Source organism: Microvirga terrae (assembly GCF_013307435.2).
Lineage (GTDB): Bacteria > Pseudomonadota > Alphaproteobacteria > Rhizobiales > Beijerinckiaceae > Microvirga > Microvirga terrae.
Genome location: NZ_CP102845.1, coordinates 2793159 through 2808256, shown reverse-complemented (window position 1 = coordinate 2808256; position 15098 = coordinate 2793159). Strand labels below are relative to the sequence as shown.

The window sequence follows — 15098 nt, the reverse complement described above, 5'->3', positions numbered from 1 at the left end:
GATTCAGGCGGCGTCCAGGCCGGTGTCGAGCGCCTCGGCCAGAGCCTCGTGCGCGAAGGCATGGCCCTCGAAGAGCAGGCGCGCGGTGCGCAGCAGGCCCGCCTTCTCGACCACCGGGCTGGCCTCGGTTCCCCCGACCTCGATCACGACGCTGAACTCGCCCGTCGGGTGCTCGACCGAGAGCGTCTTTTCGCGACCTGACGGGATCCGGGCGACGCGGGCCGCCGGCGATCCGGGCAGCACGCAGGCGGTCGCGACCGTGACGGCGGCGAAGACCCCGATGGAGGCATGGCATTCATGGGGGATGAAGCTGCGGGTGCAGACGTGCCCGCCCGCTTGCGGCGGCGCCACCAGGGCCATCTTCGGCACGACCTTGGACGAGACGTCGCCGAGCCCCATCAGCCGGCCGGCTTCGAGGCGGATCTCCTCGAGGCGCGCCTTGAGTTCCGTGTCCTTGTCGAGCACGTCGCGGGGCTCGTACCCGGTCCGGCCCACGGAGGCGGCTTCGAGCACCACCACGGGCATGCCGTTGTCGATCAGGGTCGCGTCGATTCCGGCGACGCGGTCGACGGCGTTGCCGGTCGGCAGCAGCGAGCCGCAGACGGAGCCCGCGGCGTCCAGGAACTCGACGGCGATCGGCGCCGCGGTTCCGGGCACGCCGTCGATGCGCGCGTCGCCCCCGTAAGCCACGCGACCGTCGGGCGTCTGCACGCTGAGCTCCGCAATGGTGCCGGTGTTCACCGTGTGCACGCGCACCCGCGTCACGGGCCCGCGCACAGGCACAAGGCCGCGCTCGATGGCGAACGGCCCGACGCCGGCGAGGATGTTTCCGCAATTGGGCGTGACGTCGACCTTGGGCTTGTCCACGACCACCTGGCCGAACAGGAAGTCCACCTCGCAGTCCGGACGCTGCGACTTCGACACGATGGCGATCTTGCTCGTGAGCGGATGGGCGCCGCCCATGCCGTCGATCTGGCGCGGATCGGGCGATCCCATGATGGACAGAAGGAGCGCGTCACGCCGCGCCGGATCGGACGGAAGATCCTCCGCGAGGAAATAGGCGCCCTTCGAGGTGCCGCCCCGAAGGATCATGCAGGGAATGCGAGGCTGAATGGTCCGTCTCCCGCCGTCTGGTCGATGATGGGCTGAAAGGGTGCATCAGCGGCATGGGTGCATCAAATGATCTGTTTATGGGCTTTCATGAATTTTTTTCACTTAGTCGTGCGGTCTTCCGCCTGCGCCCTGCCGAGGACGCCCGCTTCGGCTCTCCGAAGGTCTGCACGATGAGCCTGCGCAGCTCGTCCGCGAGGGGCGAGAGCGGCGTACCGCGTTTCGAGATGATGCCGAGCTGGCGGGTGACGCTGGGATTGCGCAGGGGAATCAGCCTGAGCCCGCGCTCGTCGACCGTGTCGAAGGCGAGGCTCGGGATGACCGTGAGGGCGACGCCCGCCCGGACCAAGGCGACGGCGGTCTGGATGTGCTGGACCTCGAAGCGCCAGCTCAGGGTCTCCCGGCGGCTCCCCAGCGCATCGTCGATGATGATCCGGTTCCCCGTCTGCGGGCTGATCCGGATCAGCGGCTCCTCGGCGAGATCGGACCAGCTCACGTCCGATTGCGCCGCCAGAGGGTGGTCCTCGGGACAGACCAGCGTGAACGGATCCTTGATCAGCATCTCGATGTCGAAGTCCCACCGGTGGGCCGCAACCAGGGTGATGCCGAACGCGATCGTGCCGTCCTGGACCAGGTTGCTGATCTCGGTGGCCGAATTGTCGTAGATGCGCAGCACCACGTCGGGATGCCGCTCCTGGAAGCGGCGCAGGGCGCCGGGCAGGCGGCCGGACGCGATGGTCGGGAGGCACCCGATCGACAGGGTTTCCTGGCGGCTGCGGCCCTCCTGGCGGAGTTCGTCCAGGGAGCCCGCGAGATTCTCGATCGTCTCCTTCACCTTCGGCAGGAGGTTGAGCCCTGCCTGGGTCAGCGACACCTCGCGGGTGGTGCGCGACAGGAGCTTCACGCCGAGATCCTCTTCCAGCTTGCGGATCCGGTGGCTCAGAGCCGTCTGAGAGAGATTGAGATGCGCCGCCGCATGCTGGAAGCTGCCACGCTCGGCGATGGCCACGAAGGCATGAAGGCCGAGAAAGTCGATGCGCATCGGGTCTCTCCATCCGCTCCGAGGAAGCCACCATTCGGGCTGGCGCCGATATATGAAGTATCTTCATCAATCGCCAAAAACAAACCATTTGCTTCATTTCATCGTGGAAGCATCTCATGGGCGCCGCAACCGCTCGATGAAGGTCAGTCTGTTCGCATGACGTCAGCGCCGACGATTCCGCCTCCGCATCCCGATCCGCACGTTCCGTCCTTCAAGCTGCCGCCGAAGACGTGCGACACCCATTGCCACATCTTCGGGCCGAACGAGCGCTACCCCTATGTGCCGGAGCGCCCTTACACGCCACCGGATGCCCCGCTGGAGATGTTTCGCGCGCTGCACGACCGCCTCGGCGTCGAGCGGGCGGTGATCGTGAATGCGACGCCGCACGGACGCGACAACCGGGTCGTGACCGACGCCATCGCCCAGAGCAACGGGCGCTACAAGGGCGTGGCGAACGTGGACGAGACCTTCAGCGACCAGGATCTCCGACGTCTCGCCGACGCCGGCATCACCGGGTGCCGCTTCACCTTCCTGCCGCGTCTCGGCAAGCTGCCGGACATGTCGTCCTTCGACAGGATCGTTGAGCGGATCGCCGTCCTCGACTGGCATGTGGATCTGTATCTTCCCGCAACCCTGCTGACGGATTTCCGGCCCCGGCTGACGGCGCTGCCCGTTCCCTACGTGCTCGACCACATGGGCGTCGTCGATGCGAGCCTCGGGCTCGATCAGCCCGCCTTCCAGGCCCTGCTCGATCTGGTGCGGGACGACGAGAAGTGCTGGGTCAAGGTCACGTGCCCGGAGCGCATCTCGCGGGCGGGGCCGCCCTTCCACGATGTCGCGCCTTTCGGCAAGGCTCTGATCGACGCGGCGCCCGACCGGGTGCTGTGGGGAACGGACTGGCCGCATCCGAACGTGCCGGTCATGCCCGACGACGGCGATCTCGTCGATCTCATTCCGCTCTACGCGCCGGATCCGCACATCCGGCAGAAGCTTCTCGTCGACAACCCCGTGCGCCTCTTCCGCTTCGCGGAGTGAGGGGCATCGCCGCAAGCCTGCCAAGACAGGCGGCGCGACATGAAAACAGGGAGAAATACGTCATGCTTGGAACCCTCACGAGACGATCCCTTCTGGCCCTCGCCGTGGCGGCCGGGCTCGGAAGCGCCGCCCACGCTCAGCCCGCCTATCCCACACGTCCCGTGAAGGTGGTGGTTCCCTTCGGGGCCGGCGGCGTGGCCGACATCACCATCCGCATCGTGTCGGAGAAGCTGAGCGAGAAGCTCGGGCAGCGGTTCATCGTCGAGAACATGCCGGGCGCCGGCGGCATCACGGCGGCCCGGGCGGCCCTGTCGGGCGGCTCGGACGGATACACCCTGACCATGCTGACCAACGGCACCGCGATCAGCGTGCCGCTGTTCGCGAAGCTCCCGTTCGATCCTCAGGCGGATTTCGTCCCGATCTCGACCCTTGGCACCTTCGACTTCCTCTTCGTGGTCAACGCGAACTCGAAGTTCGAGAACCTCAAGGATTTCCTGCAGCAGGCCAAGGACAAGCCGGGCAGCCTGAACGTCGCCACGGTGGCGGTCGGCAGCTCGCAGCACCTCGCCTCGGTTCTGTTCAAGCAGGAGACCGGGGCTGATCTGGTCCACGTGCCGTTCCGCAGCACGCCCGATGCCCTGGTGTCCCTGCTCAGGGACGACACGCATTTGCTCATCGACAGCCAGGCGGCCGTGAAGTCCGGCCTCGAGGGCAAGCAGGTGAGGGCGATCGCGTCTTCCGGCCCGCGCCGCTCGGCCGCCATGCCGGACGTTCCGACCGTGCGGGAATCCGGGTTCGAGAGCTTCGACGTGACCTCCTGGAACGCGCTCTTCGCCCCCAAGGGAACCCCGCAGCCGATCATCGACACCCTCAACAAGGCCCTGCAGGACATCCTCAAGGAAGACGACGTCAAGGCACGCCTTCTTGACCTCGGGATCGAGGCGCGGAGCGAAACGCCGGCCGAGCTGAGCGCGCGGCTGCGCTCCGACATCGAGAAGTGGCGGGCGGTGATCGAGAAGGCCGGCATCCCGAAGCAGTAGGCGCCGGTCCATGAAGGATTTTCATCAATCCTTCAAAACAAACCATTTGCTTCATCTTTGGCCGCTGGCTCATCCTTGCCGGCGGGAGGAACAAGAACGACCCATGAGCAAACGGCCGACCATCGTCCTGCTGCCCGGGCTCCTCTGCGATGCCAGCATCTGGGAGGCGCAGAGGGGAGCGCTCGCGCCCCATGCCGACATCCGGATCGCAGATTTCTCGCAACTCGATTCCATCGACGCGATGGCCCGCTCCGCGCTGGCTCTTGCCGACGGGCCTCTGTTCGCCATCGGGCATTCGATGGGGGCGCGCGTGGCCATGGAGATGGTCCGCCAGGCGCCCGAGCGCATCGAGAAGCTCGCTCTCATCGACACAGGCGTCGACAGCCGGCGGGACGGCGAGGCGGAAAAGCGCCAGGTCCTGATTGACCTCGCGTTCGCGGAGGGCATGGAAGCCCTGGCCGACCGGTGGCTGCCGCCGATGCTGCACGAGGGCAGGGCGGAAGATCAGACGCTTCTGACTCCCCTCAAGGCCATGGTGATGCGTGCCACGCCCGAGCAGCATCACAGGCAGATCCAGGCGCTTCTCAACCGTCCGGACGTGCGGCCGCATCTCGAGGCCATCACCTGTCCTACCCTGGTGATGGTCGGACGCCAGGACCGCTGGAGCCCGCTGGCCCAGCACGAGGAGATGGCGCGCCTGATCCCGAACGCGGAACTCGTGGTGATCGAGGACAGCGGACACATGTCCCTGCTGGAGCAGCCCGAGCAGGTGTCCCGGGCCCTGCTGCGGTTTCTGGGTTTCGAGAACGACCGCATGGCTGCCGAGCGCGGCGCAGACGGAGAGGTTGAGCCGATGAGCCACGACACCATTCCGGACACGCCCCTGTTCGACCGCAAGCGGTCGCTTCGCGGCTACCGGATCAACAAGATGGCCATGGGTCTCGGCACGCCCGCCAACCGGGAGGCGTTCCGCCAGGACGAGAGCGCCTATCTCGACCGCTTCGGTCTCACGCCGGAGGAGAAGGAGGCGGTGATGACCCGCAACTGGCGCGAGATGGTGCGCCTGGGCGGCAACCTCTTCTTCATTCTCAAGATCTCGGCCGTCGATCCGGTCCGCATCACGGAGATCGGCGCCCATCAGGCGGGCATGGAACACGCGGATTTCCTGCGGGATCGTTTGGGGAAGAAGTAGGAATGGCAAAACTCATCGGAGGTCTCGGAACGTCCCATGTTCCCTCGATCAGCGCGGCCCTCGACAAGGGGCTGCGGGATACGCCGGACTGGAAGCCGTTCTTCGACGGATACATCCCGGGCCAGGACTGGGTGCGGGAGCACAAGCCCGACGTGGCCGTGGTGATCTTCAACGATCACGGCAACACGTTCTTCCTCGACAAGGTGCCGACCTTCGCGGTCGGCTGCGCGGAGGAATACCGGCCGGTCGACGAGGGCTGGGGGCCGCGGGCGATCGCTCCGTTCGAGGGAGCGGTCGACTTCTCGTGGCATTTCATCGACACCCTGGTCGAGAACCGCTTCGACCCGATGATCTGCCAGGAGATCGAGGTCGATCACGGCCTGCAGGTGCCGATGGAGCTGTTCTGGGGCAAGCCGGACGCTTGGCCCGTGAAGGTTGTGCCGATTTTCGTTAACGTCATCCAGTACCCGATCCCGCTGCCGAGCCGCTGCTACGAGATGGGGCGCGTTCTGCGTCAGGCCATCGAGAGCTATGACAGCGACGAGCGCTTCGTCGTGGTCGGAACCGGCGGGCTGTCCCACCAGCTCCAGGGCGCCCGCGCGGGCTTCGTCAATCCGCAGGCCGACCAGGCCTTCCTGAACGATATCGCGGCCGATCCCGACAGGCTCGCGAAGATGTCGCGGGAGCAATATGTCGAGATGTTCGGCAGCGAGGGCGCCGAGCTCATGATGTGGCTCGTCATGCGCGGCGCCATGGATCCCGATGTGGTGGTCCGGCACAAGCACTACTTCGTGCCGGCTTCCATGACGGGAGCCGGCATGATCGTCCTCGAAAACCGGGCGGACGCCGCCCGGGAAGCGGCCGCGTGACGCCATGTACTGGCTCATGATCTGCCGCCACCGGAACGACGCGGCAGATCTGCGCGAGCAGCACCGGGATGCGCACCGCCGGCATGTGGCTACCGGGGGCGGAGGGCTCGCCCGGGTGCTGATCGGCAGCGCCCTGACGGAGGACGACGGCGAGACGCCGAACGGGAATTTCGGCGTGCTCGAAGCGCCGTCCCGCGAGGCCGCCCAGGCTTTCGCGGAGAACGATCCGTACGCCCTGGCCGGTCTCGTCGAGTCGATCGAGATCATCGCCCTGGCGTCGCGGTTCCAGGCCCACCGGATCGACCCGATGACGCCCTAGACGACACGAGTCGTGACACTCGACGCCACAAGAACAAGCCGGAGGAAACAATCGATGCAGGACAATCCGCCCGTGAGCTCCGCTCGCCGCGCCATCACTCGCCGCCAGATCCTGATGGGAGCGGCCGCCCTGGGCCTGTCCGCAGGCTCTTCGGCGCGGGTATCGGCTCAGACCTGGCCGAGCCAGAACATCCTGCTGGTCGTTCCGTTCACGCCCGGCGGATCGACCGACATCCTGGCCCGGCTGCTCGGTCAGCGGCTCGAGGCCGCCGTGAAGAACCCGGTGATCGTCGAATCCCGTCCCGGCGCGGGCGGCTCCGTCGGCGTCGGTTCCGTGGCCCGCGCGACCCCGGACGGCCATACCCTGGTGATGGGCCATATCGGCACGTTCGCCGTGAACCCGGCGCTCTATCCCAAGCTGGCCTACGATCCGATGAAGAGCTTCGAGCCGGTGAGCGGCATCGCCAACGTGCACAACATGCTCGTCGTCCACCCGGACGTCCCGGCCAAGAGCCTGCAGGAGCTGATCGACTACGCGAAGCAGAATCCGGGCAAGCTCAACTACGCGTCCGGGGGCATCGGCAGCGCCGCGCATATCGCGACGGTCGCCCTCTGCGATCGTACCGGCATGTCGATGACCCACGTTCCCTATCGCGGCACGGCCCCGGCGGTGACGGATCTGCTCGGCGGACGGGTGCAGGTCATGTTCACCGGCGCGCCGAACCTGGTTCAGCACGTGGAAGGCGGCACGATGCGGGCTCTCGCCGTGTCCGGCCTGTCGCGCCTCGAGGCCGCCCCCACCGTGCCGACCGTTGCGGAATTGGGATTTCCCGGTTTCGAAGCGTCCCAGTGGTACGGGATCCTCGTGCCGGCCGGCACGACGAAGCCCATCGTCGATCGCCTCAACGCCGAGATCAGGGCCGCCATGGGCGCGCCGGAGATCGCCGAGCGCCTGTCGCTCGAAGGCGCCGAGGTTTGGACCACGACGCCGGACGAGTTTCGCCGTCATATCGCCAGTGAGATGGCGCGCTGGGGCGATCTCGTGAAACGCGCCGGGATCAAGCCTGAATAGCCGCGGGATCGCGGACATGACCACCATCCCGGGTTCCTGCAAGAGGCCGACAAGTGCCCGACGGGGATACCGGGGAGATTGCAACGGGAGGAAGCACAGATGTTACGACGGACTTTCATCAGCGCCGCCAGCGCCGCGGCCGCCCTGCTGGCCCTGAGCGGGGCTGCGTCGGCCCAGGAGAGCTTGAAGATCGGCCTGATCCTGCCGATGACCGGCCCCTTCGCGTCGACGGGCCGGCAGATCGAGGCGGCCGCGAAGCTCTACATGCAGCAGAACGGCGACACGGTGGCGGGCAAGAAGATCCAGCTCATCGTCAAGGACGACACCGGCACGGCCGACGTCACCAAGCGCTTGGCGCAGGAGCTGATCGTTCAGGACAAGGTGACGGTGCTCGCAGGCTTCGGGCTGACGCCGCTGGCGCTTGCGACCGCGCCGCTGGCCACTCAGGCCAAGGTGCCCGAGGTGGTGATGGCGGCCGCCACCTCGATCATTCCAGAGCAGTCGCCCTACATCGTACGATCGAGCTTCACGGCCGCGCAGGTGACCGTGCCGCTCGCCGAATGGGCCGCGAAGGAAGGCCTCAAGCGGGTGGTCACCATCGTGTCGGATTACGGTCCCGGCATCGATGTGGAGAAGGCCTTCACGGAAACCTTCACCAAGGCGGGTGGACAGGTGGAGAACCTGCGCGTGCCGCTGGCCAACCCGGACTTCTCGCCCTTCCTGCAGAAGGTTGCCGACGCCAAGCCCGATGCCCTCCTGGCCTTCGTGCCCTCCGGGGTCGGCGCGCAGTTCATGAAGCAGTTCGTCGAGAGGGGCCTCGACAAGAGCGGCATCCGGTTCCTGGCGGAAGGCAGCGTCACGGACGACGATCTTCTGAACAATATCGGCGACGTCGCTCTGGGGGCCGTCACCGCGCACCATTACTCGGCGGCCCATGACAGCCCCGAGAACAAGGCATTCGTGGAAGCGTTCAAGAAGGCCAACAACGGCATGCGGCCGAACTTCATGGCGGTGGGCGGCTATGACGGCATGCATCTCATCTACGAAGGCCTGAAGAAGACCAATGGTACGGGCGGTCAGGCGCTGATCGACGCCATGAAGGGCATGAGCTGGACGAGCCCGCGCGGCCCGGTCTCCATCGACCCGCAGACCCGCGACATCGTGCAGAACGTCTATATCCGCAAGGTCGAACGGAAGGACGGGGAGCTCTACAACGTGGAGTTCGCCACGATCCCGAACGTCAAGGATCCGGTGAAAGCCGCCAAGTCCAACTGAAATCACGCCTGCCGAAAGCGCCATCTCGCGATGGCGCTTTTTCTTGTATACAGACCCGGATCATCCTGACTGATTTTGCACCGCAAAAGCCCGTATTAGCCGCAAGTATAGTTGTTGTCGGTCCTCAACTGTATACAGTCTGTTCAGGGAGAAAACAGATGACGCACGCCAAGGCTTATCCCCTCAATGCCTGGTACGCCGCAGCCTGGAGCCATGAGATCAGGCACGAGCTCGCGGCCCGGACGATCTGCGACAAGGATGTCGTTCTCTACCGACGCACGGACGGCCAGGTCTCCGCCCTCGAGGATGCCTGCTGGCACCGCCTGCTGCCGCTCTCGATGGGTCGCCTCGAAGGCGACCAGGTGATCTGCGGCTATCACGGCCTCGTGTTCAATTCCGCCGGCCGGTGCACCTACATGCCGGCGCAGAAGACCATCAACCCGTCGGCCTGCGTGCGCTCCTATCCCGTGGCCGAGCGGCATCGCCTCGTGTGGATCTGGCCGGGCGATCCCGCACTGGCGGATCCGGCCAAGATCCCGGACTTCCATTGGAACGACGGCACCGACTGGGTCGGCGAGGGCGGCACCTTCTACAGCTTGAAATGCGACTACCGCCTCGTGATCGACAACCTCATGGACCTGACGCACGAGACCTACGTGCATGCGGGCAGCATCGGCGACGAGGCGATCACCAGCGCGCCCTTCGACGTCACGCATACGGACCACACGGCCACCGTGACGCGCTGGATGATCAACATCGAGCCGCCGCCGTTCTGGGCCCGGCAGCTCAATCGTCCCGGCGCGCATGTGGACCGGTGGCAGATCATCTATTTCCAGGCGCCGTCCACGGTCGTCGGCGACGTGGGCGTCGCCGTGACCGGAACAGGCGCCCCGCAGGGCGACCGCTCACAGGGCGTCAACGGCGCCTTCCTGGCCGCCATCACGCCGGAGAAGGACGGCTCCTGCCACTATTTCTGGAACTTCGTCAGAACCTTCCGGACGGATGACGAGCAGCTGACTCGGGACATCAACAAGGCCCATGTCAACGAGGGCAAGGGCGTCTACGACCAGGACCACGTGGTCCTCGAGGCGCAGCAGGTCGCCATCGACCGGAATCCCAGGATGCCGTTCTACAACCTCAACATCGACGCGGGCGCCCTGTGGGCGCGCAAGCTGATCGACCGGATGCTGGACGACGAATACGGCCCGCAACCGCACGTGCCGAGCCAGGCGGCCGAGTAGGGTCGACCATGGCCGAACAAATCGAATGGCGGGCCGCGAAGCTGCTCCGGACCCGGGATCTCTCCCCGGACATCCGGCTCTTCGAGATCGAGCCCTCGGGAGACTTCGTCGCCCCGACGCCCGGCAGCCACATCAACGTGAATGTGCAGATCGGCGAGAGGCCGGACGTGCGGTCCTACTCGATCGTGGGCCCCTGTTCCGACGGCCTCTACAGGATCGCCGTGAAGCTCCTCGGCGACAGCCGGGGCGGCTCCGCCTACATGTGGGGTCTCAAGCCGGGGGCCCAGCTCACCATCTCGACCCCGGGCAATCACTTCGATCTCGGCCGGGGACGACCGGAATACCTGCTCCTCGCCGGAGGCATCGGGATCACGCCGATCTTCACCATGGCGATGGCGCTGGCGGAGATCGATGCGGATTTCCGGGTGCTCTACGCCTGCCGGCGGCGGGAGGATGCGGCCCTTGCCGACGAGCTGCGCGAGCGGGTCGGCGAGCGGCTGCAGATGTTCGTCGACGCGGACGGGGGCAGGGTGGATCTCGATTCCGAGATCGCCCGGCTCGCGCCCGGCGGCGAGCTTTACGTCTGCGGGCCGATCGGCCTGCTGGAGGCGGCCAAGCGCGCCTGGCAGCAGAGCGGCCGCCCGGTCGACCAGCTCCGGTTCGAAACTTTCGGCAACAGCGGGCGCTTTGCCTCTCAGCCCTTCAAGGTCTGCATTCCCCGGCTCGACCTCGTGGTCGACGTGCCGCAGAACCAGACCATGCTCGACGCCCTCGAAACGGCCGGAGTCGCCATGATCTCGGATTGCCGGCGCGGCGAATGCGGCCTCTGCGCGCTCTCCATCCTGGAGGTGGACGGCATCGTCGATCATCGCGACGTCTTCTTCAGCGACGAGGAGAAGGCTGCCAACGCCAAACTCTGCACCTGCGTGTCGCGGGTCGCAGGGGGCAGCATCACCATCGACACGGCGGACAGGGCGGCCTGATGAGCATCGAGAAGCCCGGCGACCGCTCCCTCTCCCAAACCGTGAAGGCACAGCTTGCCCTGCGCGAACTGGTCCTTCGTGGAGCCCTGAACCCGGGCGAGCGTGTCTCCGAGCTGCAGATGGTCGAGCGCCTCGGCGTCTCCCGCACCCCGGTCCGAATGGCCCTTGTCCGTCTCGAGGAAGAGGGGCTTCTGGAAGCGATCCCGTCCGGCGGCTTCGCCGTGAAAGCCTTCTCCGAGAAGGAAGTCTTCATCTCCATCGAGATCCGCGGAACGCTGGAAGGACTGGCGGCACGCCTCGCCGCCGAGCACGGCGTCGGCCGCTCCGAGCTCGTCGAGGCCGCATCATGCCTCGACGACATCGACGAGGTCATCCGTCGCGACATGCTCGAGATCGACCTGTCGCAATATGTCGAGCTCAACGCCCGCTTTCACCGGATCCTGATCGACATGGCGGATTCTCCGCCCCTGGCACGTCAGATCGAGCGGGCGAGCGCCCTGCCGTTCGCCTCGGCGAGCGCGCTGGTTCCCGTTCAATCGCGCTCGCCGGAGCTGCATCACATTCTGACCGTCGCCCAGGACCAGCATCGCTGCGTCCTGACCGCCATCGAGCGGCGCGAGGGCAGCCGGGCCGAGGCGATCATGCGCGAGCATGCCCGCATCGCCCACCGAAATCTGGAAAGAGCGCTGACAAACCAGAGGGACATGGACCTTGTGCCGGGTTCTGCGCTCATCAAACGGCGCGTCCGCGCCTAATGGCGAAAAGCCGAAGAGGGAGTGAGGAAACATGTTGAGACGGACATTTCTAGGGGCCGCGGCCGTCCTGGCCCTGACCGGGGCCGCGTTGGCCCAGGAGCCCCTGAAGATCGGCCTGATCCTGCCGATGACCGGCCCCTTCGCGTCGACGGGCCGGCAGATCGAGGCGGCGGCGAAGCTCTACATGCAGCAGAACGGCGACACGGTGGCGGGCAAGAAGATCCAGCTCATCGTCAAGGACGACACCGGCACGGCCGACGTCACCAAGCGCCTCGCCCAGGAACTCATCGTCAACGATAAGATCGCCGTCATGGCGGGCTTCGGCCTCACGCCGCTCGCCCTCGCGCCGGCGCCTCTGGCCACCCAGGCCAAGGTGCCCGCCGTCGTGATGGCGGCCGCCACGGCGACCATCACCGAGGCCTCGCCCTACATCGTGCGCACCAGCTTCACCCTGCCGCAGGCCACCGTGCCCATGGCCGACTGGGCGGCCCAGAACGGCATCAAGAAGGTCGCGACGCTCGTGTCGGATTACGGGCCGGGCATCGACGCCGAGAAGGCGTTCACCACAGCCTTCACGGCCAAGGGCGGGCAGGTGGAGAACCTGCGGGTGCCGCTGGCCAACCCGGACTTCTCGCCGTTCCTGCAGAAGGTGGCGGACGCCAAGCCCGACGCCCTGTTCGTATTCGTGCCGTCAGGCATCGGCGCGCAGTTCATGAAGCAGTTCGTGGAACGCGGCCTCGACAAGAGCGGGATCAGGCTGATCGGCCCCGGCGACGTGACGGACGACGACCTGCTCAACAACATGGGCGACGTGGCGCTCGGGGCGATCACGACCCAGCATTACTCGGCAGCCCATGACAGCCCGGAGAACAAGGCCTTCGTGGAGGCGTTCAAGAAGGCCAACAACGGCATGCGGCCGAACTTCATGGCGGTGGGCGGCTACGACGGCATGCATCTGATCTATGAGGGCCTGAAGAAGACCAGCGGCCAGGGAGGCCAGGCGCTGATCGACGCCATGAAGGGCATGAGCTGGACGAGCCCGCGCGGCCCGGTCTCCATCGATCCGCAGACCCGCGACATCGTGCAGAACATCTACGTGCGCAAGGTCGAACGGAAGGACGGGGAGCTCTACAACGTGGAGTTCGCCACGATCCCGAACGTCAAGGACCCGGTGAAAGCCGCCAAGTCCAACTGATCGCAGTGGCAGGCGCCGTCGCATGACGGCGCCTGCGTTACGTTTCCTGGAGAGACCGGTGCTGACCATTCTCTTTGACGGTATGGCCTACGGCATGCTGCTGTTCGTGCTGGCCTGCGGGCTTGCCGTGACCCTGGGGCTGATGAACTTCGTCAACCTGGCGCACGGGGCCTTCGCCATGGCGGGCGGCTATGTGACGGCCGTCCTGATGAACCGCTACGGGGTTCCGTTCCTCCTGACGCTGCCGCTGGCCTTCCTCGTCCCGGCCCTCGCGGGTCTCGTGCTCGAACGGACCCTCTACAAGCAGCTCTACACGCGCAGCCATCTCGATCAGGTGTTGTTCTCCATCGGCCTCGTGTTCATGGCGGTGGCCGCCGTCGACTACACGATGGGATCGCAGCAGCAGATGATCCGCATCCCCACCTGGCTGCAGGGGCGGGTCGAGATCCTGGGGATCCAGGTCGGCCTCTACCGCAGCTTCATCATCGCGGTCTGCGGCGTTCTGGTGGTGACCCTGCAATTCATTCTCACCCGGACCCGGTTCGGCAGCCGCCTGAGGGCCGCCGTGGACGATCCCCGCGTGGCGCGAGGGCTCGGCATCAACGTCAGCGTGATCTTCGCCGCCACATTCGCGGTGGGGTCCGGCCTCGCGGGGCTGGGCGGCGCCCTCGGGGCCGAGATCCTGGGGCTCGACCCCACGTTCCCGCTCAAGTTCATGATCTACTTCCTGATCGTCGTGACCGTCGGCGGGACGACGAGCATCACCGGTCCCTTCCTGGCCTCCCTGCTGCTCGGGATCGCCGACGTGGCCGGGAAGTACTACGTGCCGAGCCTAGGCGCCTTCGTCATCTACACGCTGATGATCGTCGTTCTCGTTCTCCGCCCACAGGGGCTCTTCGCCCGTGCGCGCTGAACCGACAGGAAACAAGCCGATGCAGTCGAATACTGCCGATAACGTAAGGGCGGCCCTGGGCCGGAGAGGCCGATGGGGCTGGGGCGAGATCGCCTTCTGGCTCATGGCGGCCGCGACCCTGTTCTTCCTGCCCGAGCGCCACCTCATCCTGAACGAGGTCGCGATCATCGGCCTGTTCGCCCTGTCTCTGGACCTGATCCTCGGCTATGCGGGCATCGTATCTTTGGGTCATGCCGCGTTCTTCGGCCTGGGCGCCTATGCGGCCGGCATCCTCGCCAGGAACGGAATCGGCGATCCCCTCGTGGGCCTGGCCGTCGCGGCACTCGCCGCGGCGATCCTCGGGTTCGTCACCAGCTTCCTCGTCCTGCGCGGATCGGACCTGACCAAGCTCATGGTGACGCTCGGCGTCGCTCTCGTCCTCGGCGAACTCGCCAACCAGATGTCGTGGCTCACCGGCGGCGCGGACGGTCTCCAGGGCATCAGCATGGGGCCGATCCTCGGCCTGTTCGAGTTCGACATCTTCGGCACGGTCGCCTACACCTACAGCCTCGTGGTGACCTTCGTGCTGTTCGTCCTGGCACGCCGGATCGTCGTATCGCCCTATGGGCTGTCGCTGCGCTCGATCCGCGACAATCCCCTGCGGGCCAGGGCGGTCGGAATCCCCGTCAACCGCCGCCTCGTGGCGATCTACACGCTGGCAGCCGCCTATGCAGGGATTGCCGGCGCCCTGCTGGCGCAGACCACCCAGTTCGTGTCCCTCGACGTGCTCGCCTTCCACCGCTCGGCGGACGTGATGCTCGTGCTGGTGATCGGCGGCGTCGGTTATCTCTACGGCGGGCTCATCGGGGCCGTGTTCTTCAAGGTGCTGCAGGACGTCTTGTCCGCCTGGACGCCGCAATACTGGCAGTTCTGGATCGGCCTGATCCTCGTCCTTCTCGTGCTGGCAGGGCGCGAGCGGCTGACGGACCGCATCCGGGCCCTGTGGCCGCGCTCGAGGCGCAGCCTCGTGGCGGATGCTTCGCAGCCTCTGCCGACGACGAAAGCCCGGGAGGTCTGAC

The 15098-nt window shown here is 66.4% G+C and carries 15 protein-coding genes; 13 read left to right on the top strand and 2 right to left on the bottom strand.

What is annotated here, in order from left to right; translation table 11 throughout:
• Positions 1–3 precede the first annotated feature (3 nt).
• Together HPT29_RS13255 and HPT29_RS13250 are read right to left on the bottom strand one after the other, a co-directional pair.
• Complete coding sequence (locus HPT29_RS13255; protein ID WP_173948293.1) at positions 4–1092, bottom strand: 4-oxalomesaconate tautomerase; 1089 nt, start codon at positions 1090–1092, stop codon at positions 4–6.
• A 106-nt stretch (positions 1093–1198) separates the two neighbouring features.
• Positions 1199–2152, bottom strand: coding sequence for a LysR family transcriptional regulator (locus HPT29_RS13250; RefSeq protein WP_173948292.1), 954 nt, complete (start codon positions 2150–2152; stop codon positions 1199–1201).
• A gap of 156 nt (positions 2153–2308) precedes the next feature.
• Here HPT29_RS13250 and HPT29_RS13245 point away from each other — a divergent pair, with 156 nt between their 5' ends.
• From HPT29_RS13245 to HPT29_RS13185, 13 genes are all read left to right on the top strand, one after another.
• Positions 2309–3187: an amidohydrolase family protein gene (locus HPT29_RS13245; protein WP_173948291.1), complete on the top strand. Its 879-nt coding sequence runs from the start codon at positions 2309–2311 to the stop codon at positions 3185–3187.
• Between the two features lie 62 nt (positions 3188–3249).
• Positions 3250–4227 (top strand): Bug family tripartite tricarboxylate transporter substrate binding protein, encoded by a 978-nt coding sequence (locus tag HPT29_RS13240; protein WP_173948290.1) that lies wholly within the window; start codon positions 3250–3252, stop codon positions 4225–4227.
• 103 nt (positions 4228–4330) lie between these two features.
• Positions 4331–5419 carry an alpha/beta fold hydrolase gene (locus HPT29_RS13235; protein WP_210272190.1) on the top strand — a complete coding sequence of 363 codons (1089 nt, stop codon included), beginning with the start codon at positions 4331–4333 and terminating at the stop codon, positions 5417–5419.
• Between the two features lie 2 nt (positions 5420–5421).
• The gene (locus HPT29_RS13230; protein WP_173948289.1) at positions 5422–6288 is read left to right on the top strand and encodes a class III extradiol dioxygenase family protein; all 867 of its coding nucleotides are present in this window, start codon (positions 5422–5424) and stop codon (positions 6286–6288) included.
• A gap of 4 nt (positions 6289–6292) precedes the next feature.
• Entirely contained in the window at positions 6293–6607 is a 315-nt protein-coding gene (locus HPT29_RS13225; protein ID WP_173948288.1) for a YciI family protein, read from the top strand.
• A 54-nt stretch (positions 6608–6661) separates the two neighbouring features.
• Complete coding sequence (locus tag HPT29_RS13220) at positions 6662–7678, top strand: Bug family tripartite tricarboxylate transporter substrate binding protein (protein ID WP_173948287.1); 1017 nt, start codon at positions 6662–6664, stop codon at positions 7676–7678.
• 99 nt (positions 7679–7777) lie between these two features.
• A complete protein-coding gene (locus tag HPT29_RS13215; RefSeq protein WP_173948286.1) occupies positions 7778–8953 on the top strand; it encodes an ABC transporter substrate-binding protein in 1176 nt (391 codons plus the stop codon).
• 158 nt (positions 8954–9111) lie between these two features.
• Positions 9112–10194 (top strand): aromatic ring-hydroxylating dioxygenase subunit alpha, encoded by a 1083-nt coding sequence (locus HPT29_RS13210; RefSeq protein ID WP_173948285.1) that lies wholly within the window; start codon positions 9112–9114, stop codon positions 10192–10194.
• 8 nt (positions 10195–10202) lie between these two features.
• Positions 10203–11177, top strand: coding sequence for a PDR/VanB family oxidoreductase (locus HPT29_RS13205; protein ID WP_173948284.1), 975 nt, complete (start codon positions 10203–10205; stop codon positions 11175–11177).
• Positions 11177–11932, top strand: coding sequence for a GntR family transcriptional regulator (locus HPT29_RS13200; protein WP_173948283.1), 756 nt, complete (start codon positions 11177–11179; stop codon positions 11930–11932). The genes HPT29_RS13205 and HPT29_RS13200 overlap by 1 nt, the downstream gene beginning before the upstream one ends.
• 31 nt (positions 11933–11963) lie before the next feature.
• Positions 11964–13127, top strand: coding sequence for an ABC transporter substrate-binding protein (locus HPT29_RS13195; protein ID WP_173948282.1), 1164 nt, complete (start codon positions 11964–11966; stop codon positions 13125–13127).
• 58 nt (positions 13128–13185) lie between these two features.
• On the top strand, positions 13186–14040 hold the full coding sequence (locus tag HPT29_RS13190; RefSeq protein ID WP_173948281.1) for a branched-chain amino acid ABC transporter permease: 855 nt from the start codon (positions 13186–13188) through the stop codon (positions 14038–14040).
• Between the two features lie 19 nt (positions 14041–14059).
• Positions 14060–15097: a branched-chain amino acid ABC transporter permease gene (locus HPT29_RS13185; RefSeq protein ID WP_173948280.1), complete on the top strand. Its 1038-nt coding sequence runs from the start codon at positions 14060–14062 to the stop codon at positions 15095–15097.
• Position 15098 lies beyond the last annotated feature (1 nt).

Coding starts and splice junctions, on each gene's coding strand:
- HPT29_RS13205 (WP_173948284.1), top strand. CDS start 10,203: ATGGCCGAACAAATCGAATGGCGGGCCGCGAAGCTGCTCCGGACCCGG.
- HPT29_RS13255 (WP_173948293.1), bottom strand. CDS start 1,092: ATGATCCTTCGGGGCGGCACCTCGAAGGGCGCCTATTTCCTCGCGGAG.
- HPT29_RS13215 (WP_173948286.1), top strand. CDS start 7,778: ATGTTACGACGGACTTTCATCAGCGCCGCCAGCGCCGCGGCCGCCCTG.
- HPT29_RS13210 (WP_173948285.1), top strand. CDS start 9,112: ATGACGCACGCCAAGGCTTATCCCCTCAATGCCTGGTACGCCGCAGCC.
- HPT29_RS13245 (WP_173948291.1), top strand. CDS start 2,309: ATGACGTCAGCGCCGACGATTCCGCCTCCGCATCCCGATCCGCACGTT.
- HPT29_RS13220 (WP_173948287.1), top strand. CDS start 6,662: ATGCAGGACAATCCGCCCGTGAGCTCCGCTCGCCGCGCCATCACTCGC.
- HPT29_RS13185 (WP_173948280.1), top strand. CDS start 14,060: ATGCAGTCGAATACTGCCGATAACGTAAGGGCGGCCCTGGGCCGGAGA.
- HPT29_RS13240 (WP_173948290.1), top strand. CDS start 3,250: ATGCTTGGAACCCTCACGAGACGATCCCTTCTGGCCCTCGCCGTGGCG.
- HPT29_RS13200 (WP_173948283.1), top strand. CDS start 11,177: ATGAGCATCGAGAAGCCCGGCGACCGCTCCCTCTCCCAAACCGTGAAG.
- HPT29_RS13195 (WP_173948282.1), top strand. CDS start 11,964: ATGTTGAGACGGACATTTCTAGGGGCCGCGGCCGTCCTGGCCCTGACC.
- HPT29_RS13235 (WP_210272190.1), top strand. CDS start 4,331: ATGAGCAAACGGCCGACCATCGTCCTGCTGCCCGGGCTCCTCTGCGAT.
- HPT29_RS13250 (WP_173948292.1), bottom strand. CDS start 2,152: ATGCGCATCGACTTTCTCGGCCTTCATGCCTTCGTGGCCATCGCCGAG.
- HPT29_RS13225 (WP_173948288.1), top strand. CDS start 6,293: ATGTACTGGCTCATGATCTGCCGCCACCGGAACGACGCGGCAGATCTG.
- HPT29_RS13230 (WP_173948289.1), top strand. CDS start 5,422: ATGGCAAAACTCATCGGAGGTCTCGGAACGTCCCATGTTCCCTCGATC.